Source organism: Bradyrhizobium diazoefficiens, assembly GCF_016616885.1.
GTDB classification, from domain to species: domain Bacteria; phylum Pseudomonadota; class Alphaproteobacteria; order Rhizobiales; family Xanthobacteraceae; genus Bradyrhizobium; species Bradyrhizobium diazoefficiens_F.
This window is the reverse complement of the sequence record NZ_CP067102.1, coordinates 5,389,786-5,406,412: the sequence shown is the minus strand read 5'-3', so window position 1 is coordinate 5,406,412 and position 16,627 is coordinate 5,389,786. Positions and strand designations below refer to the sequence as shown.

10 protein-coding genes are annotated in these 16,627 nt (G+C 58.3%); 6 read left to right on the top strand and 4 right to left on the bottom strand.

The window, feature by feature from the left end:
• Nucleotides 1–70 precede the first annotated feature (70 nt).
• A complete protein-coding gene (locus tag JJC00_RS25390) occupies nucleotides 71–2,065 on the top strand; it encodes an acyltransferase family protein (protein ID WP_200468613.1) in 1,995 nt (664 codons plus the stop codon).
• A 624-nt stretch (nucleotides 2,066–2,689) separates the two neighbouring features.
• Here the strand turns inward: JJC00_RS25390 and JJC00_RS25380 are convergent.
• From JJC00_RS25380 to JJC00_RS25370, 3 genes are all read right to left on the bottom strand, one after another.
• Complete coding sequence (locus JJC00_RS25380) at nucleotides 2,690–3,703, bottom strand: polysaccharide deacetylase family protein (protein WP_246773915.1); 1,014 nt, start codon at nucleotides 3,701–3,703, stop codon at nucleotides 2,690–2,692.
• Nucleotides 3,704–4,063: 360 nt separating this feature from the next.
• Nucleotides 4,064–7,201: an acetoacetate--CoA ligase gene (locus tag JJC00_RS25375; protein ID WP_200468612.1), complete on the bottom strand. Its 3,138-nt coding sequence runs from the start codon at nucleotides 7,199–7,201 to the stop codon at nucleotides 4,064–4,066.
• A gap of 235 nt (nucleotides 7,202–7,436) precedes the next feature.
• On the bottom strand, nucleotides 7,437–8,603 hold the full coding sequence (locus JJC00_RS25370) for a GNAT family N-acetyltransferase (protein WP_246773914.1): 1,167 nt from the start codon (nucleotides 8,601–8,603) through the stop codon (nucleotides 7,437–7,439).
• 702 nt (nucleotides 8,604–9,305) lie between these two features.
• Here JJC00_RS25370 and JJC00_RS25365 point away from each other — a divergent pair.
• Together JJC00_RS25365 and JJC00_RS25360 are read left to right on the top strand one after the other, a co-directional pair.
• The gene (locus JJC00_RS25365; RefSeq protein ID WP_200468611.1) at nucleotides 9,306–10,901 is read left to right on the top strand and encodes an AMP-binding protein; all 1,596 of its coding nucleotides are present in this window, start codon (nucleotides 9,306–9,308) and stop codon (nucleotides 10,899–10,901) included.
• Nucleotides 10,898–11,176: a hypothetical protein gene (locus JJC00_RS25360; protein ID WP_200468610.1), complete on the top strand. Its 279-nt coding sequence runs from the start codon at nucleotides 10,898–10,900 to the stop codon at nucleotides 11,174–11,176. The genes JJC00_RS25365 and JJC00_RS25360 overlap by 4 nt, the downstream gene beginning before the upstream one ends.
• Nucleotides 11,177–11,378: 202 nt before the next feature.
• Here JJC00_RS25360 and JJC00_RS25355 read toward each other — a convergent pair whose 3' ends face one another.
• Nucleotides 11,379–12,353 (bottom strand): class I SAM-dependent methyltransferase, encoded by a 975-nt coding sequence (locus JJC00_RS25355; protein ID WP_200468609.1) that lies wholly within the window; start codon nucleotides 12,351–12,353, stop codon nucleotides 11,379–11,381.
• Nucleotides 12,354–12,959: 606 nt separating this feature from the next.
• On the opposite strand from JJC00_RS25355, the gene JJC00_RS39015 reads away from it, so the two are divergent.
• From JJC00_RS39015 to JJC00_RS25340, 3 genes are all read left to right on the top strand, one after another.
• On the top strand, nucleotides 12,960–13,703 hold the full coding sequence (locus tag JJC00_RS39015; protein ID WP_433996460.1) for an AMP-binding protein: 744 nt from the start codon (nucleotides 12,960–12,962) through the stop codon (nucleotides 13,701–13,703).
• Between the two features lie 89 nt (nucleotides 13,704–13,792).
• Nucleotides 13,793–15,112 (top strand): hypothetical protein, encoded by a 1,320-nt coding sequence (locus JJC00_RS25345; protein ID WP_200468607.1) that lies wholly within the window; start codon nucleotides 13,793–13,795, stop codon nucleotides 15,110–15,112.
• A 169-nt stretch (nucleotides 15,113–15,281) separates the two neighbouring features.
• Nucleotides 15,282–16,346: an LLM class flavin-dependent oxidoreductase gene (locus tag JJC00_RS25340; RefSeq protein WP_200468606.1), complete on the top strand. Its 1,065-nt coding sequence runs from the start codon at nucleotides 15,282–15,284 to the stop codon at nucleotides 16,344–16,346.
• Nucleotides 16,347–16,627: the final 281 nt, after the last annotated feature.

Sequence of the window (16,627 nt, the reverse complement as noted above, 5' to 3'; positions counted from 1 at the left end):
GCGAGGCACCGCTCGTGACCGATTGCCAAAGGTTTGCGCGAAGCTTTATGGCGAGGCTTAGGCACAGCTGATGCTCCACCAACAAACGTTAACCCGTTCTTTGGTTGTCGATGAGGCTGTCCGCCGGTCCGAAGAGGTGGTTCAGACCAGAGCAAAGCACTTCCGCTCGGACATCCAGCTGCTCAGAGCATGGGCGGTTCTAATAGTCGTCCTCAATCACGCACGGCTTCCATTTCCGGGGGGGTTTCTCGGAGTAGACATCTTCTTCGTTATATCCGGCTACTTGATGACCGGGCTGATCGACGAAGCTCTCGACAATGGCTGCTTCACCTTCGGTGGCTTCTATATGCGTAGGGCTCGTCGCCTATTGCCGGGAGCTTACGCGACTTTCACCCTCACAGCCATAGCGGCACCGATGCTTCTCGACGCGACCGAACTCCGAAGCTTCGCCGCGCAGTTGGCTGGCTCGTTTACCTTCACCGCAAACATCGTTCTTTTGCACCAGACGGACTATTTCGGAACCAACGCGGCGATGAAGCCGCTGCTCCACGTATGGTCGCTATCTCTCGAGGAACAGTATTACCTCGTCCTCCCCATCGCGTTGTATCTATGCCCCCGTCGCTTTCGGCTATTTCTCAGCATTGTGGGAGTAATCATAAGCGTGGCGATCTGCGAGGCGTTCATGGCGCGGAAGATCTCTGCAGCCTTCTATTATCTGCCAAGCAGGGCGTGGGAGCTGGGGATCGGATCCGTGCTTGCGCTGATGCTGCGGCGAAACATCATCGCACCAATCCCGATCCCAGTACTACGCTGGGCGTGCGTAGCGGTCCTCCTAGTCGTCCCCGTAATCGCGGACGAGCGAGGGCATCCGGGCGTAGTCGCTGCGGTTGTATGCCTCGCGACTGCAGTGCTCCTCGTCCCTGGCGCAAACCTCGGTAGAGCCGAGTCTGCACTATGGCCGCTTACCGCCATTGGCGATCGGTCCTATTCATTGTACTTGGTGCATTGGCCGCTGTTCGCTTTCGCGAGCAATGTTTTCCTGACCCCGGTACCCGCCCAGGTGAACATCGCGCTACTCGGCATCACTGCTATCTGGACCGAGCTGCAGTACCGCTTCGTAGAGCAACGCTTCCGTAGGTTCTTGATTACGAGCCGTAGCGTCGCGATCCTCCTGCTTCTGCCGATCATTCTGATCGCGACGAGCTTCATCGGTGCCAGTTCGATGAGCACCGTGGACACGCAGGTGCGAGTTGCCGGATTCGGTCTATCGCCCGCCTGCGAATACAAGGATCAATTCGCATCGATTCCTAGTTGTATGAGCAGATCTAATTCGCGAACGCTGCTTTGGGGCGACTCCTATGCCATGGCGCTAGCGCCAGGCCTAGCGGCTTCTTCTCCGCAAGGAATTATTCAGGCCACGAGGAGCGTATGTGGACCCGTCCTCGGTTTGTCACCGCTGAATTACGCGCACCCTCGATATTGGAGTGAGAGTTGTGCCAAGTTCAACGAGTCGGTGTTCGACTATCTGGCTAAGCATCCGGAGATCGACACCGTAGTACTCTCCAGTGCTCTTACGCAGTATGTGCCGGGTGCGGAAGCTCACTGGAAGTATCTAGTGAAAACGCCGGACGGTTTCAGCGAGGGGCCGCAGAGCACTGCTTTGCTGCTCAAAGCCTTAGCCACCACCGTCTCGGAGATCCGCCGCCTCGGGAGGCGGGTCATCCTAATGGCTCCGCCTCCTGAGGGCCCCTTCGATATTGGGCGTTGTCTTGAGCGGACCGCGGCGGGCAAGCCGACGATCACCGATCATGCGGACTGCACATTCACTTTAGAGGAATACCGCGAGCACCGTCGCGAAGTTTTAAGCTTCTTAGATCAAGTGCGAGCGCAAGACGTGGCGCCGATTCTCGATCTCGACGATCGATTGTGCGGGATCGGACGGTGTCAGACACGGCTGAACGGAACGATGCTCTATCGCGATGAGGATCACCTCAGTTCGGCCGGATCGGTCGAGCTTGGGAGAGAGATGGAATGGGGCAATCTGGTGGACCGGTTGGCTCGTTAAGGGGGCCGCTGTCCATCACGTGAGGCGATTGGAACAATATTGACCCAGATTCTCGATTCTGTGATAGGGCGCCGCTTGAACCCTTTTGGCGAACAGTGGCTTTGGTCCAGGCGAACGGTTTGGCATGAACGGCTCGTGCGAAAGCTTCCCAAGCGGCAACTGGGTCGTCGTGGGCGGCATTTGAGATTGCGAGCTTTTGGGGGGAGGCGCCCCGAAAGCTTGCAGTTTCGTTTCGGCGTTTCCCTCGAATCACGAGTCGTGATTCCATAGTCGCATCGGAGGGGACGATGCGACCGAAGGAGTGACGGGACAACGGACAGGCCGATCTTCTGCGCTCGCGGCTGGACGCGATCATCGACATGAACCATGCGCTGGTGAAGCTGGCGCGGACATCGATTGGTCGTTCCTCGAGGAACGGTTCGGCGCGGTTTACGAGGACAAGCGGGGCCGGCCGCCAACGGTTGGGCAACAAGAGCCCGGATGATGCGCGAGTATCACGTCCGGGATCTGTGAGGGGCTGAGGGTGAAACTCCCTCGGCCCACTCGACAGTTCTTTTGCGGCCGAGATCTGCGAGTGACCGCCGAGCGATCGGCATTGCCCCAGTGGTCGCTACGTCAGGCATCTCAAGTCGTGCGCGCTGCTTCGGGGCAACGTAGCGCCTGCGCTGCCTCGACGATGCCGCTCATTCGAGCCCTGAAGGCCGAAGGACTGTCAACGCCAATTCTGGGAAGAGCAAAGTGATTCACGATGGGATCGTGCAATTGCTGTTGTCGTGTCGTTACTGCAGTTTGAAAGCCCACTTCGTTCGCGAGCTGCTCTTCACGAGAGCCGCACGCTCTGAGGGTACCATACGGATATGCAAGGTGCCGAATAGGCAACTGAAGCAGATTCTCAAGATACTTACGGTTATCGGCCAACTCGGCTCGCGCCGAAGAGTAGTCCAGGGTCGCAAGCGCCGGATGCGACGTTGTGTGGCCGCCGATTGACGCGAGCGGATGACGCGCAAGGATGCGAAGCTCGCGCTCGTCCAGAAAATATTCATCATTCAAGGCCGCCAGAGATATCCCATTCCTTTTGAACGTCGGCGTGAGTGTCGCGCCACGCCGGTAATCCTGATGAACCCAGCGGATCACCTCGGCAAATGCCGATATCTTGCTTCGAATATCAGGGCAGTGGAACTGGCGACTCAATGCATCGATTGTGACCTTTTCTCTCGAGATAAATAGTTTGCGCAAAGCCAACCACCATGACTGCATGGATCGTGTAGGCGCGCCAGTCGGAACGTACATCATGAATGGCGCGTTGTTCTGCTCTAGGATCGGAAGCGCTACGGAAAGATTATCCCGGTACCCGTCGTCGAAAGTCAGAACCGCATAGCGGCGCGATCGATCATGCGTTGCCAGCTTCTGCAGACATTCATCCAGGCTGACGATGGACCATCCTTCTCGCTGCAGCCAATTGAGTGAATATTCAAAGAGCGAGACTGAAGTTCCGGTCATCAACTCGGACTGACAATCCCGCTGAATCTCATGATACACGATGATGACTGCTCTCCCGGCGAAGAGTGTGCGAATCCCTGGCAGTTGTCCAACTCGACCCGCCCCGTAGAACAGGCAACTTTTCAGAACAGGATTCACTTGGGCGCGCTCCTCGCTGAAATGACATCAAGTATCTGGTGAACGTATCGACAGGAATCGGCGCATTTTCGCAGAAGCCCTGCCACTGCGCAGAATTGCTGCAAGGTGTGGCGCCCGGCCGGATCGGGAAGGTCCGAGGCGTCCCATTCTGACGTCAGAAACATGCCCACCGACATGTGCGCCCGCCAGCGATGCATCGGAGTGACAAAAGATCCGAAACGGCAGGCCACTGGACCGCAAATGCGCTGCGACGGAGAGGCCGAAGGGCCTGCCCCAACGATCGCTACCGACAGATCTGACGTACCAACCATACTCATCCCAAATCGTGATCCTCGGCGCAGCACGAGGGGGCACATGCTCTCAGATGGGCAAGAGCACAATCTCTGAATACAGCCTGTCGAGGTCGCCGGCCGCGAGCAGCGGGGAGCGGTAACAGGTGCGCAGCGGGACCAGCACGCCCCGTGGCCGGACCGGAAAGAGGCTCGCCTCCGCGACGAGCACCGCCGTCCGCTGCCGGCGCAGGATCGCCAGCTTGACGCGCTCGAGATGCCGCGACAGCAGCTCCGGTGCACTGCAATGCAGGATGTCCGAATAGGGAATCCGCACGGGTAGAACTCCCGCCAGTCCTCCCAGTCGGCTCGTATTGAGCCGGTGCGTACGGCGCTTGACCACCAAATAAGCATGATCGGAGCCGTCGCTGACGGTGAGTTGCAGGCAATCATACGGCGCGTGATCGTCGAAGATTTGTCGTTGCTGACCAGTTAGTCTCTCGCGGACCGAGATCGGATCGAAGTTGATGACCGGTCGGTTCGGCCGGAACAGCGTCTCCGCCTGCAGCATTGGCGGCATGACGATCCTGTGCGAGTCCAGCGGCTTGAAGCGCTGCGCCAGAAGGGCGGCCCAAGCGGTCGGGTTGGGGGTGAATGCCGTGTAGGTGAGGCTCTCGTCCCGCAGCGCCTCGGCGATCAAAGCCATGCCCCAGCCGCGGTACTTCGCGTGCACGGCCCAGGAGGAGACGTTGCAGACGAGCGCTGCCTTCCCATTTACCTGCCGCGGCACGGCGATAGCGCCAACGAAGCCGACGACTGCGTTGTCGTCGAGAAGCACGAAGCCGCGTCCGTAATCGGTCCAGCGATGGTCGAATAGCCGGCGCCAGGTGGCGGCCTTGATGCCGGACTCGCGGAAGGTTTCTTCGAGGAAGCGGCAGACCGGCTCCCAATCGTCCGGATCCACGGTACGGAGATGCGGCCCCGACCGCCCAGTTTGCTGTGCCGTCGTTATCGCCTCCGCGCCGAGGGACAGGGCCGTGGCAACGCCATCGATCGACGGTGCCGACAGCAAGGCTGAGAGGGGCAGGGGATGCCCAGCATAACCCTCGATCTCGAGCAGCAGGTTCACCACTGCCAGCGAGTCCGCGCCGAAGTCGAGAAGATTATCAGACCAGCCGATGGGCGAGACGCCCAGCACGCGCTCGCAGATCGCCTGCAACTCCCCCCTTAGCCCGTCGTCCGAAATCTCCCCGCGGCCCCGCGCCGATGCTCGTGATGTCCTGCTGGCCGCAGGCGCCCGGAGAACTGGATGCTTGGCAATCGCTTCGAGGCATTCCGGGTTTTGCATGGCATCACGGTTCCGTACAGAGCGGCCATTCACCGCGTCCCGCGCCGCCGCCTCAGATCGCTTGCCGCTGAAGGTGACAGGAAGCGCCGCGACTTGTGCGATGCGCGCCGGCACGAAGGCCGGCGAGCCGCAGCGCGCAAGCTCCGAGCGGATGTGCTTGGCCAGCATGTTGTCGAGCACCAAGCCCTCGCGCAGCACGACCAGAAGAACCATGCGCGAGCCGCCGGGCTCCTGCTCGGCCTGCTGCTCGACCGCCATCGCCTCGCGGATCTCCTCGATGTCCGCGAGAATGCGGTAGATCTCCGCGGTGCCGATGCGGATGCCGCGCACATTGAGGACCCCGTCGGAACGGCCATGCAGCCGCCAACCACCGTGGGGCGTGGCCTCGATCAGATCGCCATGCGTCCAGAAGCCTGGGTTCTGGGCGAAATAGGCGGCATGGAAGCGCGTGCCATCGGTATCACCGTGAAAACCAAGGGGGCGCGAGGGGAACGGGTTGGCGCAGACCAACTCGCCGATCCGCGCCTCCGGATCATCACGCGGCAGCGAGCGAACATCGAGGCCGAGGCTTCGGCACTGTGCCTCGCCGCGATGGACTGGCAGGTTCGGATTGCCCAGGACAAAGCAGCCGATGATGTCAGTGCCACCGGAGATCGACTGCAGCGGCATCATCGCTTTTACCTGACCGCCGACCCAGTCGTACTGGCGGGGATACAGGATGGAGCCGGTGGAGAGCACGGCCCGCAAGGCAGAAAGATCGAACACCCGGCCCGGGGACAAGCCTGCCTTCTCGCAAAAGTCCAGATAGGCAGGATTGGTGCCGAACACGGTCACTCGTTCCTCGGCAACGATCCGCCAGAACGTATCCGGCCCCTCGAGCGGCCCATCGTAGAGAACGAGCTCCACGCCGGAGGCGAGCGCGGAGAGCTCCCAGTTCCACATCATCCAACCGCAGGAGGTCTGGAAGAACAGCCTGTCGCCGGGGGCGAGATCGCAGTGCAACCGGTGCTCCTTTACATGCTCCAGCAAGGTGCCGCCGGCACCGTGCTGGATGCATTTCGGCGGGCCGGTGGTGCCGGAGGAGAACATCGTGAACAGGGGCTGGTTGAACGAATGGCGCAGCCAGCCCGGCCGGTCCTCGCCACCAACGGCATCACGGAGCAGATCGGCAAGCCTGTGCAGGGGCACCGTCCTCTCGCCGGCGGGAAGTGAGCCGTTGTCCAGCGCGATGATCGCAGCAAGGCCCGGCAGGCCGGCTGCGGCTTCGGCGACGCGCTCGGCGACGGGGACGCCCAGATCCCATGGCTCTGCCCGAAGACAACCGAGCAGCACCGTCGGCTCGAGAGGCACGAAGCGCGCGAGGATGGCGGGAACGCCCATGTCCGGCGCGCAGCTGGCGAAGGTCGCGCCGAGGGCAGCGGTAGCCAGGGCGGCGAGGACCGCCTCGGCATTGTTGCGTGCGATCGCAGCGACATTATCGCCACGGCGCACACCCAGTTGCTGCAGCGACGTCGCCAACCGGGCGACCGCGACGCGCAGTGCGCCTCGCGTAAACCGGTCGCGGCTGCCGCCGGCGTGACAGGCCGTCAGGACCGGCTGGTCGGGACTGCCGGCGAGGAGGCACTCGGCGTAGTTGAGATGGAGATTCGGGAAAAAGCGGGCGGTCTCGCAGACATCGCCGACACAGACCGGCTCGACTGCACCCTCCCGAGGCAGGTCGCACCACTCTACGAAGAGGCGCCAGAAGCTGCGGAACTCCTCCACCGAAAAGCGGTCCATCGCGGCATGATCAGGCAGGTCCTGCCCTGTCCGGGCCTCACACCATTGTCTGAAAGCGCTCAGTTGTGAATGCGCGACAGCCTGGTCATCGGGACGGAACATCACTTCCGCTCCAATTCCTCCAGAGGAACGACCATTCTCCCTCTCGTTCTGTTCACAGGCTCTGATCCGAGAAGCCATCACAACTGCTTTCTATTAGACCAAGCTCGATCCGACGGATTGCCTCCGATAGTTTGGGAACGGGCTTCGACAGCCTCAGGGGCCAGCACGACAATGGTCACGGTCACATCGCATGGTGTAGACATGCCACACTCTCCTTGGTCCCCAAATCGATCGTCTAGGAACTAGCCCCCAAATACGGAATACCGAGCGGCAGCTTCCTTTTTCTAAGATTCGTAGCAATCGTTCGCAGCATCCGCTTGGTACCGCGGAGCTTGGCCTCGATGCGGCGCTCTGGACTGTCTCTGCCGATTACGATCCACTTCAGGGCATGCTCGCTATTAGCCAGATGGGACTTGTGCCCGCCGGGACCAGCCAGGAAATCGTAGCCGCATTCCCCGCGTGCGATGCTGTCCTCAATAGACAGCACATGGCTAACAAGCCCGGGCTTGAGCCGACTATCGCTCTCATAGAGAAAGCCGCATTGGTAGTTAAGGACACGGCCGTCGTGCACGAAATTGTACAAGACCCCAATTGTCTGGTCCCCAGCCAACGTCCGCGAGATGCGAACGGCCCCGATGGGGACACCGCGCGCAATTAACTCCTCGTGAAACGGACGGAAGCCCGGATTGGCGAAGGCGCCTCTGCGTCCCCATCGCGACCGATGAAACTCGCTCAGCAAATCGAACGCGGCGAGCGCCTCCGTTGTCGTTTCCATGATCCGGTGTTCAACGGGGCCGCGTTCGGCATACAACCGCATGGCACGGCTCACAGCTTGGCGAGTACTGCGGCCCAATGTGGCGCGATAATTCGCCCCTTGATGGCGGACTTTGGCGAAATCAACCCACGGTGCCGGACCGGCCTGCTTCACCTCGGTGACGAGTCCAACCCGGCTTGCGGCGCGAGAAGCGGCCAACTCAAGGTCCGAATCAATTCCGGAGAGCACTAATTGATCCGAGCGCCGCAAGCAGGACGTTAACGCGTCGAGACCTGCCGGTATAACGGCATCGGATTGCTCTGCAAGAATAGTATTGTACTCGATGAACAATCGGTCGAAACGAGCGTCTCCTGTTTCATTGAGAAGCCAACGGGTCCGCGCGTGCGGCGCGAGACTCCACGCTCTCCGCTGGCAAATAATCGCCAAGCCAACGATCTTGCTTGACGACCGAGCGACGAGGACGCGTGGTTGCGCGCCATCCGGGATATGCCGTAGCCAAGTGCCGATCCAGAGCCAAGACAAAAAGAACGAGTGACTCACCCGCGCTTCGAGCTCCTTCCACAAGGTTTCAAGCCACGCAATGCTCTTCAAGTTCTCCAGGCTGACATCGATGACCGTCTCACGCATGGCGTCTTTCTCGTTCAACGCCATAGGACCGTTCAATATCAGAGGACCGTTCAACGCCAGAGGACCGCAAACGCGCTGCGACGGAAAGCCCGAAGGACCCAGCTGCAATGATCGCGGAAGATCCGACGAAAAGTCCGGATGACTGGTCACACACAAGTGTCCTTCTGGCGGACACGCCTTTTTTCGGCGCCTCTGATCGTCGCTTCGGCCCATGTACGGAACTATATCGGGAAAACGACCCATGTGTGGACCCTTTCTGATTACCCACGGCAGCTTCCTGCGACTCATGCGAGCGGAGGGCGCATCATGCGATCTCGCAACGGACCACATCATTGCCGCGACAGGTTGTCGATTTGTCGCCCGTGCACGGCCGTTTCTCAACCATTGCTGCGCGATCTCCGATGCGTCGAGCAGGGGCCCTTGCGTCGCCCAGTTTCGAGTCCTCAATTCCAGGCTTCTATTTTAGCTTGCTTGCATTTCCGGCCCCCCACGGGGGTAGCCCAGAATAGCATTTTTATACTTATAACCCCAGGCGGCGTGGCTCTGGATCATTCACCCTTTGTCGGATCATTGTTCGCTAGGTGCTCCATGGCTGGCGTTGGCACATCTGACTGCTCTGGTGGATTGCTGGATGGGCTGAAGGCAGGGACTGGGCGCCCGGATTTGATTCCTCCTGACAAAGAATTCTCATTGGAGTCGCGCATGGCCGTACCGCAACGGGGATTGTGGATGGGATTCATGCGGTCAGCAGAGCGGTTTCCCGAACGCCCTGCGGTTATCGTGCACGGCACGTCGCTTTCCTACCGGCAGCTTCAGGAAACCGCCATCCGAATAGCCGCTAGCATTCAGGCTCATCAGGAGGATTCATGTGCGCCTCTGACCGCTGTATTTGCGCAGCGTAGCGCAACAGCGTTCACGGGGGTGCTTGGGGCCCTCCTGGCTGGAAATGGCTATGTGCCGCTGAACCGCACGTTTCCGTTCACGAGAACGCGGCTAATGTTTCAACACTCGCAGTGTCGCTCGATCATCGTAGATGCGGAGTCGTTGCCCCAGCTAGATGCTCTCTTGGACGAGAATATTGGGAGGCTGCTCCTCGTAGCCCCTGATCTCGAGGACCCACGGCGTTATCGTGAAAGATGGCCCCAGCATATTTTTTTGGGCTCCGGGGATCTCGAGGAGTGCACTGGCTGGAGCGAGCCGACGCCGGACGGGGACGCAATTGCTTATCTGCTTTTCACGTCGGGTAGCACGGGTGCGCCGAAGGGAGTCATGGTTTCGCACCGGAATGTCACTTCGTTCGTCGACTACATTGCAGATCGGCTCGAGGTTACGGAACGAGATATCGTATCGCAGATGTTCGATTTGACCTTTGATCTCTCTGTCTTCGACATGTTTGTGTCCTGGGAGCGGGGAGCGTGTGTGTGCTGTCCTTCGCAAAAGACATTGATCAATCCGGGACAATTCATTCGCAGCAATGGGCTGACAATCTGGTTCTCGGTCCCCTCGATGGTTTCACTCATGAAGGAATTGGGTCTGCTGAAGCCGGGCGCGTTCCCATCCCTCAGACTGAGCCTGTTCTGTGGTGAGCCGTTGCCTGTCAGCTGCGCCGACGCGTGGTTAAGGGCCGCGCCAAACAGCATTCTCGAAAACCTCTATGGACCGACGGAGCTGACAATTGCATGCACATCCTACAGATGGAACCCTGAACGATCGCCGGCCGAGTCAGAACTGGGCATCGTGCCGATCGGATTTCCATATCGAGGGATGAACGTTCTCGTTGCCGACAAAGATTTGAATGAAGTGAATCCGGGCGCGGAGGGTGAACTCCTTATGAACGGCCCGCAAATGTCGCTCGGATATTGGAGGGATTCCGACAAAACCAGTGCGGCCTTCGTCGTTCCTCCCGGAAGGAACGATATTTTTTACCGCACTGGAGATCGTGTTCGTCGGCCCGCAGGCAATGGTCCCCTCACGCATCTTGGGCGCATGGACTCTCAGGTGAAAATACAGGGGCACAGGGTTGAACTTGGGGAGGTCGAAGCGGTCGTACGGCAGACCTCCGGCAGGGATGGCGTCGTAGCAATCGGCTGGCCTGCTACTTTAAGCGGCTATGGCGGCATCGATGTGTTTATTGAAGGGCAGTCGGTAGATGTCGATCGGCTCCGAAGTGCAGTTGCCTCTAGGCTTCCGGACTATATGGTTCCCAAAAGGTGGCATGTCCTGAGCAAGCTGCCTCGCAACGTCAACGGCAAATTCGACCGCAAGGCTTTGCTGGCGATCCTGGGAGATCCCTCATGAACCGTCCGACACCAGACAATGTCCGCGTGTTTCTCGCAGACTTTCTTAACCGCAAGCTGAGGGATCGCGGGCAGGGCCCTTTGAACAATCTTCCCGATGACTACGACGTGCTGCTGTCGGGAGTGCTGGACTCCTTAGCTTTCGTTGAAATGATGATGGCCGCGGGTGAGCATTTCGTTGGGGAAATCGATTTTGAGAATCTCGACCCTGAGAAGATGACGATCATCGGACCTTTGTGCCTGTTCGTATCGGAACAATTGATGCAGCGTCAGTAATCTTGTGCTCGCTCTAGCCAGGGCGTCGCCGTGACCAGGAGCATCGAACGCGGTGAAATAGATGCCCTGATAGAACTCGCTTGCGGCGACCTCCATTTTCCGCGAACAACTCGTAGTTTGTTCTATGCGTCCGATCGATGGGTATGCATTTCAGGCGACATAATCGGGATGTGCAACCGCTACGAAAAAGTCGTGAAGGCGGTCATTGCCAAGCGTTCGAAGTAAGCCGGTCAGGCCGGCTGATCTCCTCAAGAAATCCTCCGTTGTGTGCCAGCATTGTGTAACCTCCTGGAGCATACAAATCCTCAAGCACGAGCAGTTGCTGGCGCTTAGGCAGTTTGGCGTATACCTCTTCGAGCGCCGGCGAATTGAGTTTGCTTCGCGGATCGGTGCGTGCGACCGGCATTGTAAAGTTGGCATTGAGTCTCGATTCCACCAACAGCCCATTTCGCTCCAGTGTAAAGCCATAAGGTACGCATGCTGTAAAACTGTTTGAAACCATTTTCCCGATGGTTTCGAGCGTGTACAAGACTTCGTACTGGTTGACATACGCGTCGACAATCATGGGATCGACATCCGTTGGATCTTGAATCGACCATCCATACGGGAACTCTGTGAATCCGAGGCGTTTTGCAGACTCGATTTTTTGCCCCAATTCGTCTTGGCTGTGAAGGTGACTCAATAACCTCTTCCTGCGCATCCTCTCTCCAGAACCGTATTCTCCATATACGTAAAAGAATAGCACACCGCGGCTGGTGAGAAGTTGGGACAGTCGATCAATCGCTTCGGCAGGTCGTTGTAGATGATGTAGTACACCCATGCACAAAATCACATCGAACGGTTCTCCTTGCAAATCTGCGGCCATGATATCTCCGACCCGAAATGAAACTCGCGTCCCAGGGAATGCTTTCTTTGCACGTTCCGCGCAAGCAATCGAGTTTTCCGAATAGTCAATCCCAACATAATCGTTCTCCGGAAACGCTGCGGCGAGTTCCAACAATCGCAAGCCAGTGCCGGTACCCGCATCAAGAATTCGCTTTCGTTGGAGGTGGTACCCGCAATCTAAACGAAGCAACTTCGCGAGATTGACAAGTTCTCGGTACCCGCCATTGCTTAACGTATTAGTAGGATAAGGAAATGACTCATATTGGCTTTTGAGCAAATCGACGTACTTCATGGTACACCTACCTTCGCATAAGCGTATAACCGTCGCGATGCAGTATCCGCTGAAGCTAATGATACGAATGGTTTCTTGACCTGCCGAAGTCGAAACTGGAGCTTCCCCTCACGACGGTTAGCATAACGACAGGCGCAGAAGAGGCGCATCACGCGATCTCGCCACCGACCACGTCATTCTGCGACAGGTTATAGACTTGCCGTCCATTCGCGGCCGTTTCTCAACCATCGCTGCGCGATCCTTCGCGACGTCGAGAGCAGGGACCCTTACTATCTATCTCCCAGCTTCGAGTCCTCAATTCTAGGGTCCCATTCTAGCTTGCTTGCATTGGTCCGGCACGGGTGTAACCCGGAATAGCAATAAGCGTACCCGGAACAGCGTACCTCATGGATGTAACAGCCGGAATAGTTCGAGGATGTACTGCCCGAAATCATTTCTTATGCTTATAAGCTCCAGGCGGGATGCTAGTTCTGGATCATCCACTCTTTGTCGGATCATTGTACGGTCGGATCATTGTCAGCTAGATGCTCCATGGCTGGTGTCGGCAAGTCTGGCTGCGCTGGCGGACTACTGGATGGGCTCAAGGGAAGCGCCCGGATTTGAGTATTGCCCCTGACAAAGAATCTTTGGTGGACTTGCGCATGGCCATATCGCGACGGGTTAGCCCCTGATCTCGAGGACCCACGGCGTTATCGTGAAAGATGGCCCCAGCATATTTTTTTGGGCTCCGGGGATCTTGAGGAGTGCACTGGCTGGAGCGAGCCGACGCCGGACGGGGACGCAATTGCTTATCTGCTTTTCACGTCGGGTAGCACGGGTGCGCCGAAGGGAGTCATGGTTTCGCACCGGAATGTCACTTCGTTCGTCGACTACATTGCAGATCGGCTCGAGGTTACGGAACGAGATATCGTGTCGCAGATGTTCGATTTGACCTTTGATCTCTCTGTCTTCGACATGTTTGTGTCCTGGGAGCGGGGAGCGTGTGTGTGCTGTCCTTCGCAAAAGACATTGATCAATCCGGGACAATTCATTCGCAGCAATGGGCTGACAATCTGGTTCTCGGTCCCCTCGATGGTTTCACTCATGAAGGAATTGGGTCTGCTGAAGCCGGGCGCGTTCCCATCCCTCAGACTGAGCCTGTTCTGTGGTGAGCCGCTGCCTGTCAGCTGCGCCGACGCGTGGTTAAGGGCCGCGCCAAACAGCATTCTCGAAAACCTCTATGGACCGACGGAGCTGACAATTGCATGCACATCCTACAGATGGAACCCTGAACGATCGCCGGCGTCGAACTTTTTTCCGTTTCGATCACCCGTGGACATTCGACACTCGGGATTGTCAAGGCGCGGTTGACAGGAATGCGGGTCGGTGCGCCGCCAGGCACGGTTGACGCGGAGAGACGTGGAGGCGTCGAGGTTGCGTGCGCGGGCGGATGGATCCTGGTGCCGCAGATGTTTCGGGAAGAATTTGCATTCCGCCTCAAGAAGCGCTCAAGGTTGGGGATCGGTTGGCAGATGCGTGAACACACCAGGTTTCAAACCATGACGCGCGCCAAGTATCACGCTGCTGACATCTTGCTTTGGCTCCTGAAAAGCCGGCAGCGCCCGGCAGCGAGGCAAGCCGGCTCGGCTGACTTCCACAAAGATGTGCCAATCCCCGCGAAGCAGCGGGAGGTCCGGTTTTCGGACTTCGAAAGTGTCGCAAGACTGAAGGAGCGCGGGGGACTCGCGAAAGACAGCCGGGAGAACTGGTGCCGGCTCTGGAAGCAAAATCCTGCGCTGGCCGTCGGCAAATCGCAACTCAGCATGGGTTGGGTGCTGGAAACAGCGCAAGGAATTGTTGGATACCAGGGAAACGTCCCGCTGCTCTACCAATTTGGAGGCCGAACGCTGGTGGCTGCGACCGCTGCAGGGCTGGTGATCGAACCAGCATACCGCGCGCGCTGTATCGTCCTGCTGGCTTCGTTCTACCGGCAACGAGATGTTGACCTCTTTGTGACGACACACACGTCCGCATCAGCGGCAAGCCAATTGAAGGCCCTTCGCGCAAAGGCCCTGGCTCAGCACGACTACGACAAGGTGCTTTTCTGGGTCCTGGATGCTCACCAGTTTTCGAAAGCGCTCGCAGCGAAGTTCGGCCTGGGGAGCGGAATGGCAGCGGTTGGGACCCTCGGCTCGCCGGTCTTGCGAGCGGATGCTCTTCGGCGTGGACCCCGGAGCCGCCGTACGAATAGATTCGGAGTAAGGGAAATCGAGGTGAAAGACATCGGGGACGAGTTTGAAGCCCTGTGGCAGCGCAAATTGACCGAGACGCCTCGTCTGTTCGCAGATCGAAGTCCCGCTTCCCTCAGATGGCACTTCACGCTACCGGGTAGCTCTTCAACAGTTGCTGTGCTCTGCTGCCATCGGTTTGAACGCCTGGTGGGTTACGCCATTGTGCTCCACACAATTGACCGCGAAACCGGTATGCGACGGTCGATGCTTGCGGACATCCTGGTGGAGCAAGACGATCCCAGCGTGACGGAGACATTGTTGGAGGCAGTCTATTCGAATGCCGTTGCCTCAGGCGATTATCTCTTTGAGGTGATTGGCCTGCCCAGACATATCAGGCAGATTCTGATGCGTTGGAATCCATATGTCAGGAAGTACCCAACTGATCCGCTCATCTACAAGACGGCGGATGAGGCCCTGGTTCGGATCCTTGCAGACGAGAACGCCTGGTACGCCAGTCCGTTCGACGGTGACGCAACACTGATGCCGTAAGGGCCTCGCCTAGGCTGCCCGGCGACGTCGGTCAGTTCGAGGACTGCTGGTGCGACCGAATTGGGTAGTCCTGATTAGCAGACTTATGGCGACGTGCATCGGTTACCATGGCGCGTCCCACGTTTGGCATCGTCTTTCCCGAACGGGTGAATTCCTGGGGGAGGGTGTGATGATTGACACCGTATCTGAAGTTCAGGTTGAAGTGTTTTGCACGTGTCCGCAATCCATTCAGGTTTCGCGGGAGCGGTACGTCGATGAGGTAAAAGCAGTCGCGCGCTGGAGCGAAGAATGCGGATGTAAGGGAATTCTCGTCTATACCGACAACTCCCTGGTCGATCCCTGGCTTGTTTCTCAGGTCATTTTGCAAAATACCAAGGAGCTTTGTCCACTCGTGGCAGTGCAGCCTGCCTACATGCATCCGTATGCCGTCGCCAAAATCGTGAGTTCTCTCGCGCATTTGTACGAACGTCGTATCTTCCTGAACATGGTCGCGGGCGGGTTCACCACGGATCTGCTAGCCCTCAACGATACGACCCCGCATGACAAGCGGTATGCCAGGCTGATCGAGTACACCAGCATCATTCAACAGCTGTTGGGAAACTCTGGCCCGGTCACTTATGAAGGAGAGTTCTACACTATCCGGAATCTCAAGATGACGCCGTCGCTCCCTGCGCCGTTGCTTCCCGGCGTGTTCGTATCAGGTTCATCCGAGGCAGGTCTTTTGGCTGCCAAGGCGTTGGGCGCCACGGCTGTGAAATACCCTAAACCGGCCCGAGATTACGAGCAGGCAAATTCGCAAGAATGTGTGGGCTCAGGCGTGCGTGTGGGGATCATCACCCGCGCCAGCGCCGACGAGGCTTGGCGGATTGCGCACGAACGCTTCCCAACGGACAAGAAGGGTCAGCTGACCCACAAGCTGGCCATGAAGGTGTCAGATTCCTCATGGCACAAACAACTTTCCGAGGTTGCGGCCGAATCGAATATCGATGAAACGCCGTACTGGCTCGTGCCGTTTGAAAACTACAAGACGTTTTGCCCGTATCTGGTCGGTGACTATGAGACAGTTTCCAATGAACTTGCTCTCTATGTCGTGGCTGGTTATGAGACGTTCATTCTGGATATTCCTGCTAGTCAAGAAGAACTGTCCCATACAAGCGAGGTCTTCAAACTAGCGACAAAGAAAGCGTCGACCCGGAAGTCGCCCTCAGCACATCCAACGGCGCAGGTTGTTTGATGCCGCAAGACCTAGTTTGTAAGCGGCGGCCCGCCTTACTGAATTGCTGATCTGCGAGTTTGCGGTTTGGTTTCTGACTCAGCGCGCCGCTTCTCCGCAAACCTGCATAATCCCAACCATACTCATGGGCCTGTGACCGCCGGCTTTGGCACGGAATGTGGACGCAGCGGTGCAACCGCGCGCGCTCTGCGTCCGTCACGGGCCGGCAGATCACGATGCAGATGAGGCACGATTGATAGGTGCACGTCGCCCTGCTGCGGGCGCTCGCCGCTGCCGCCAAT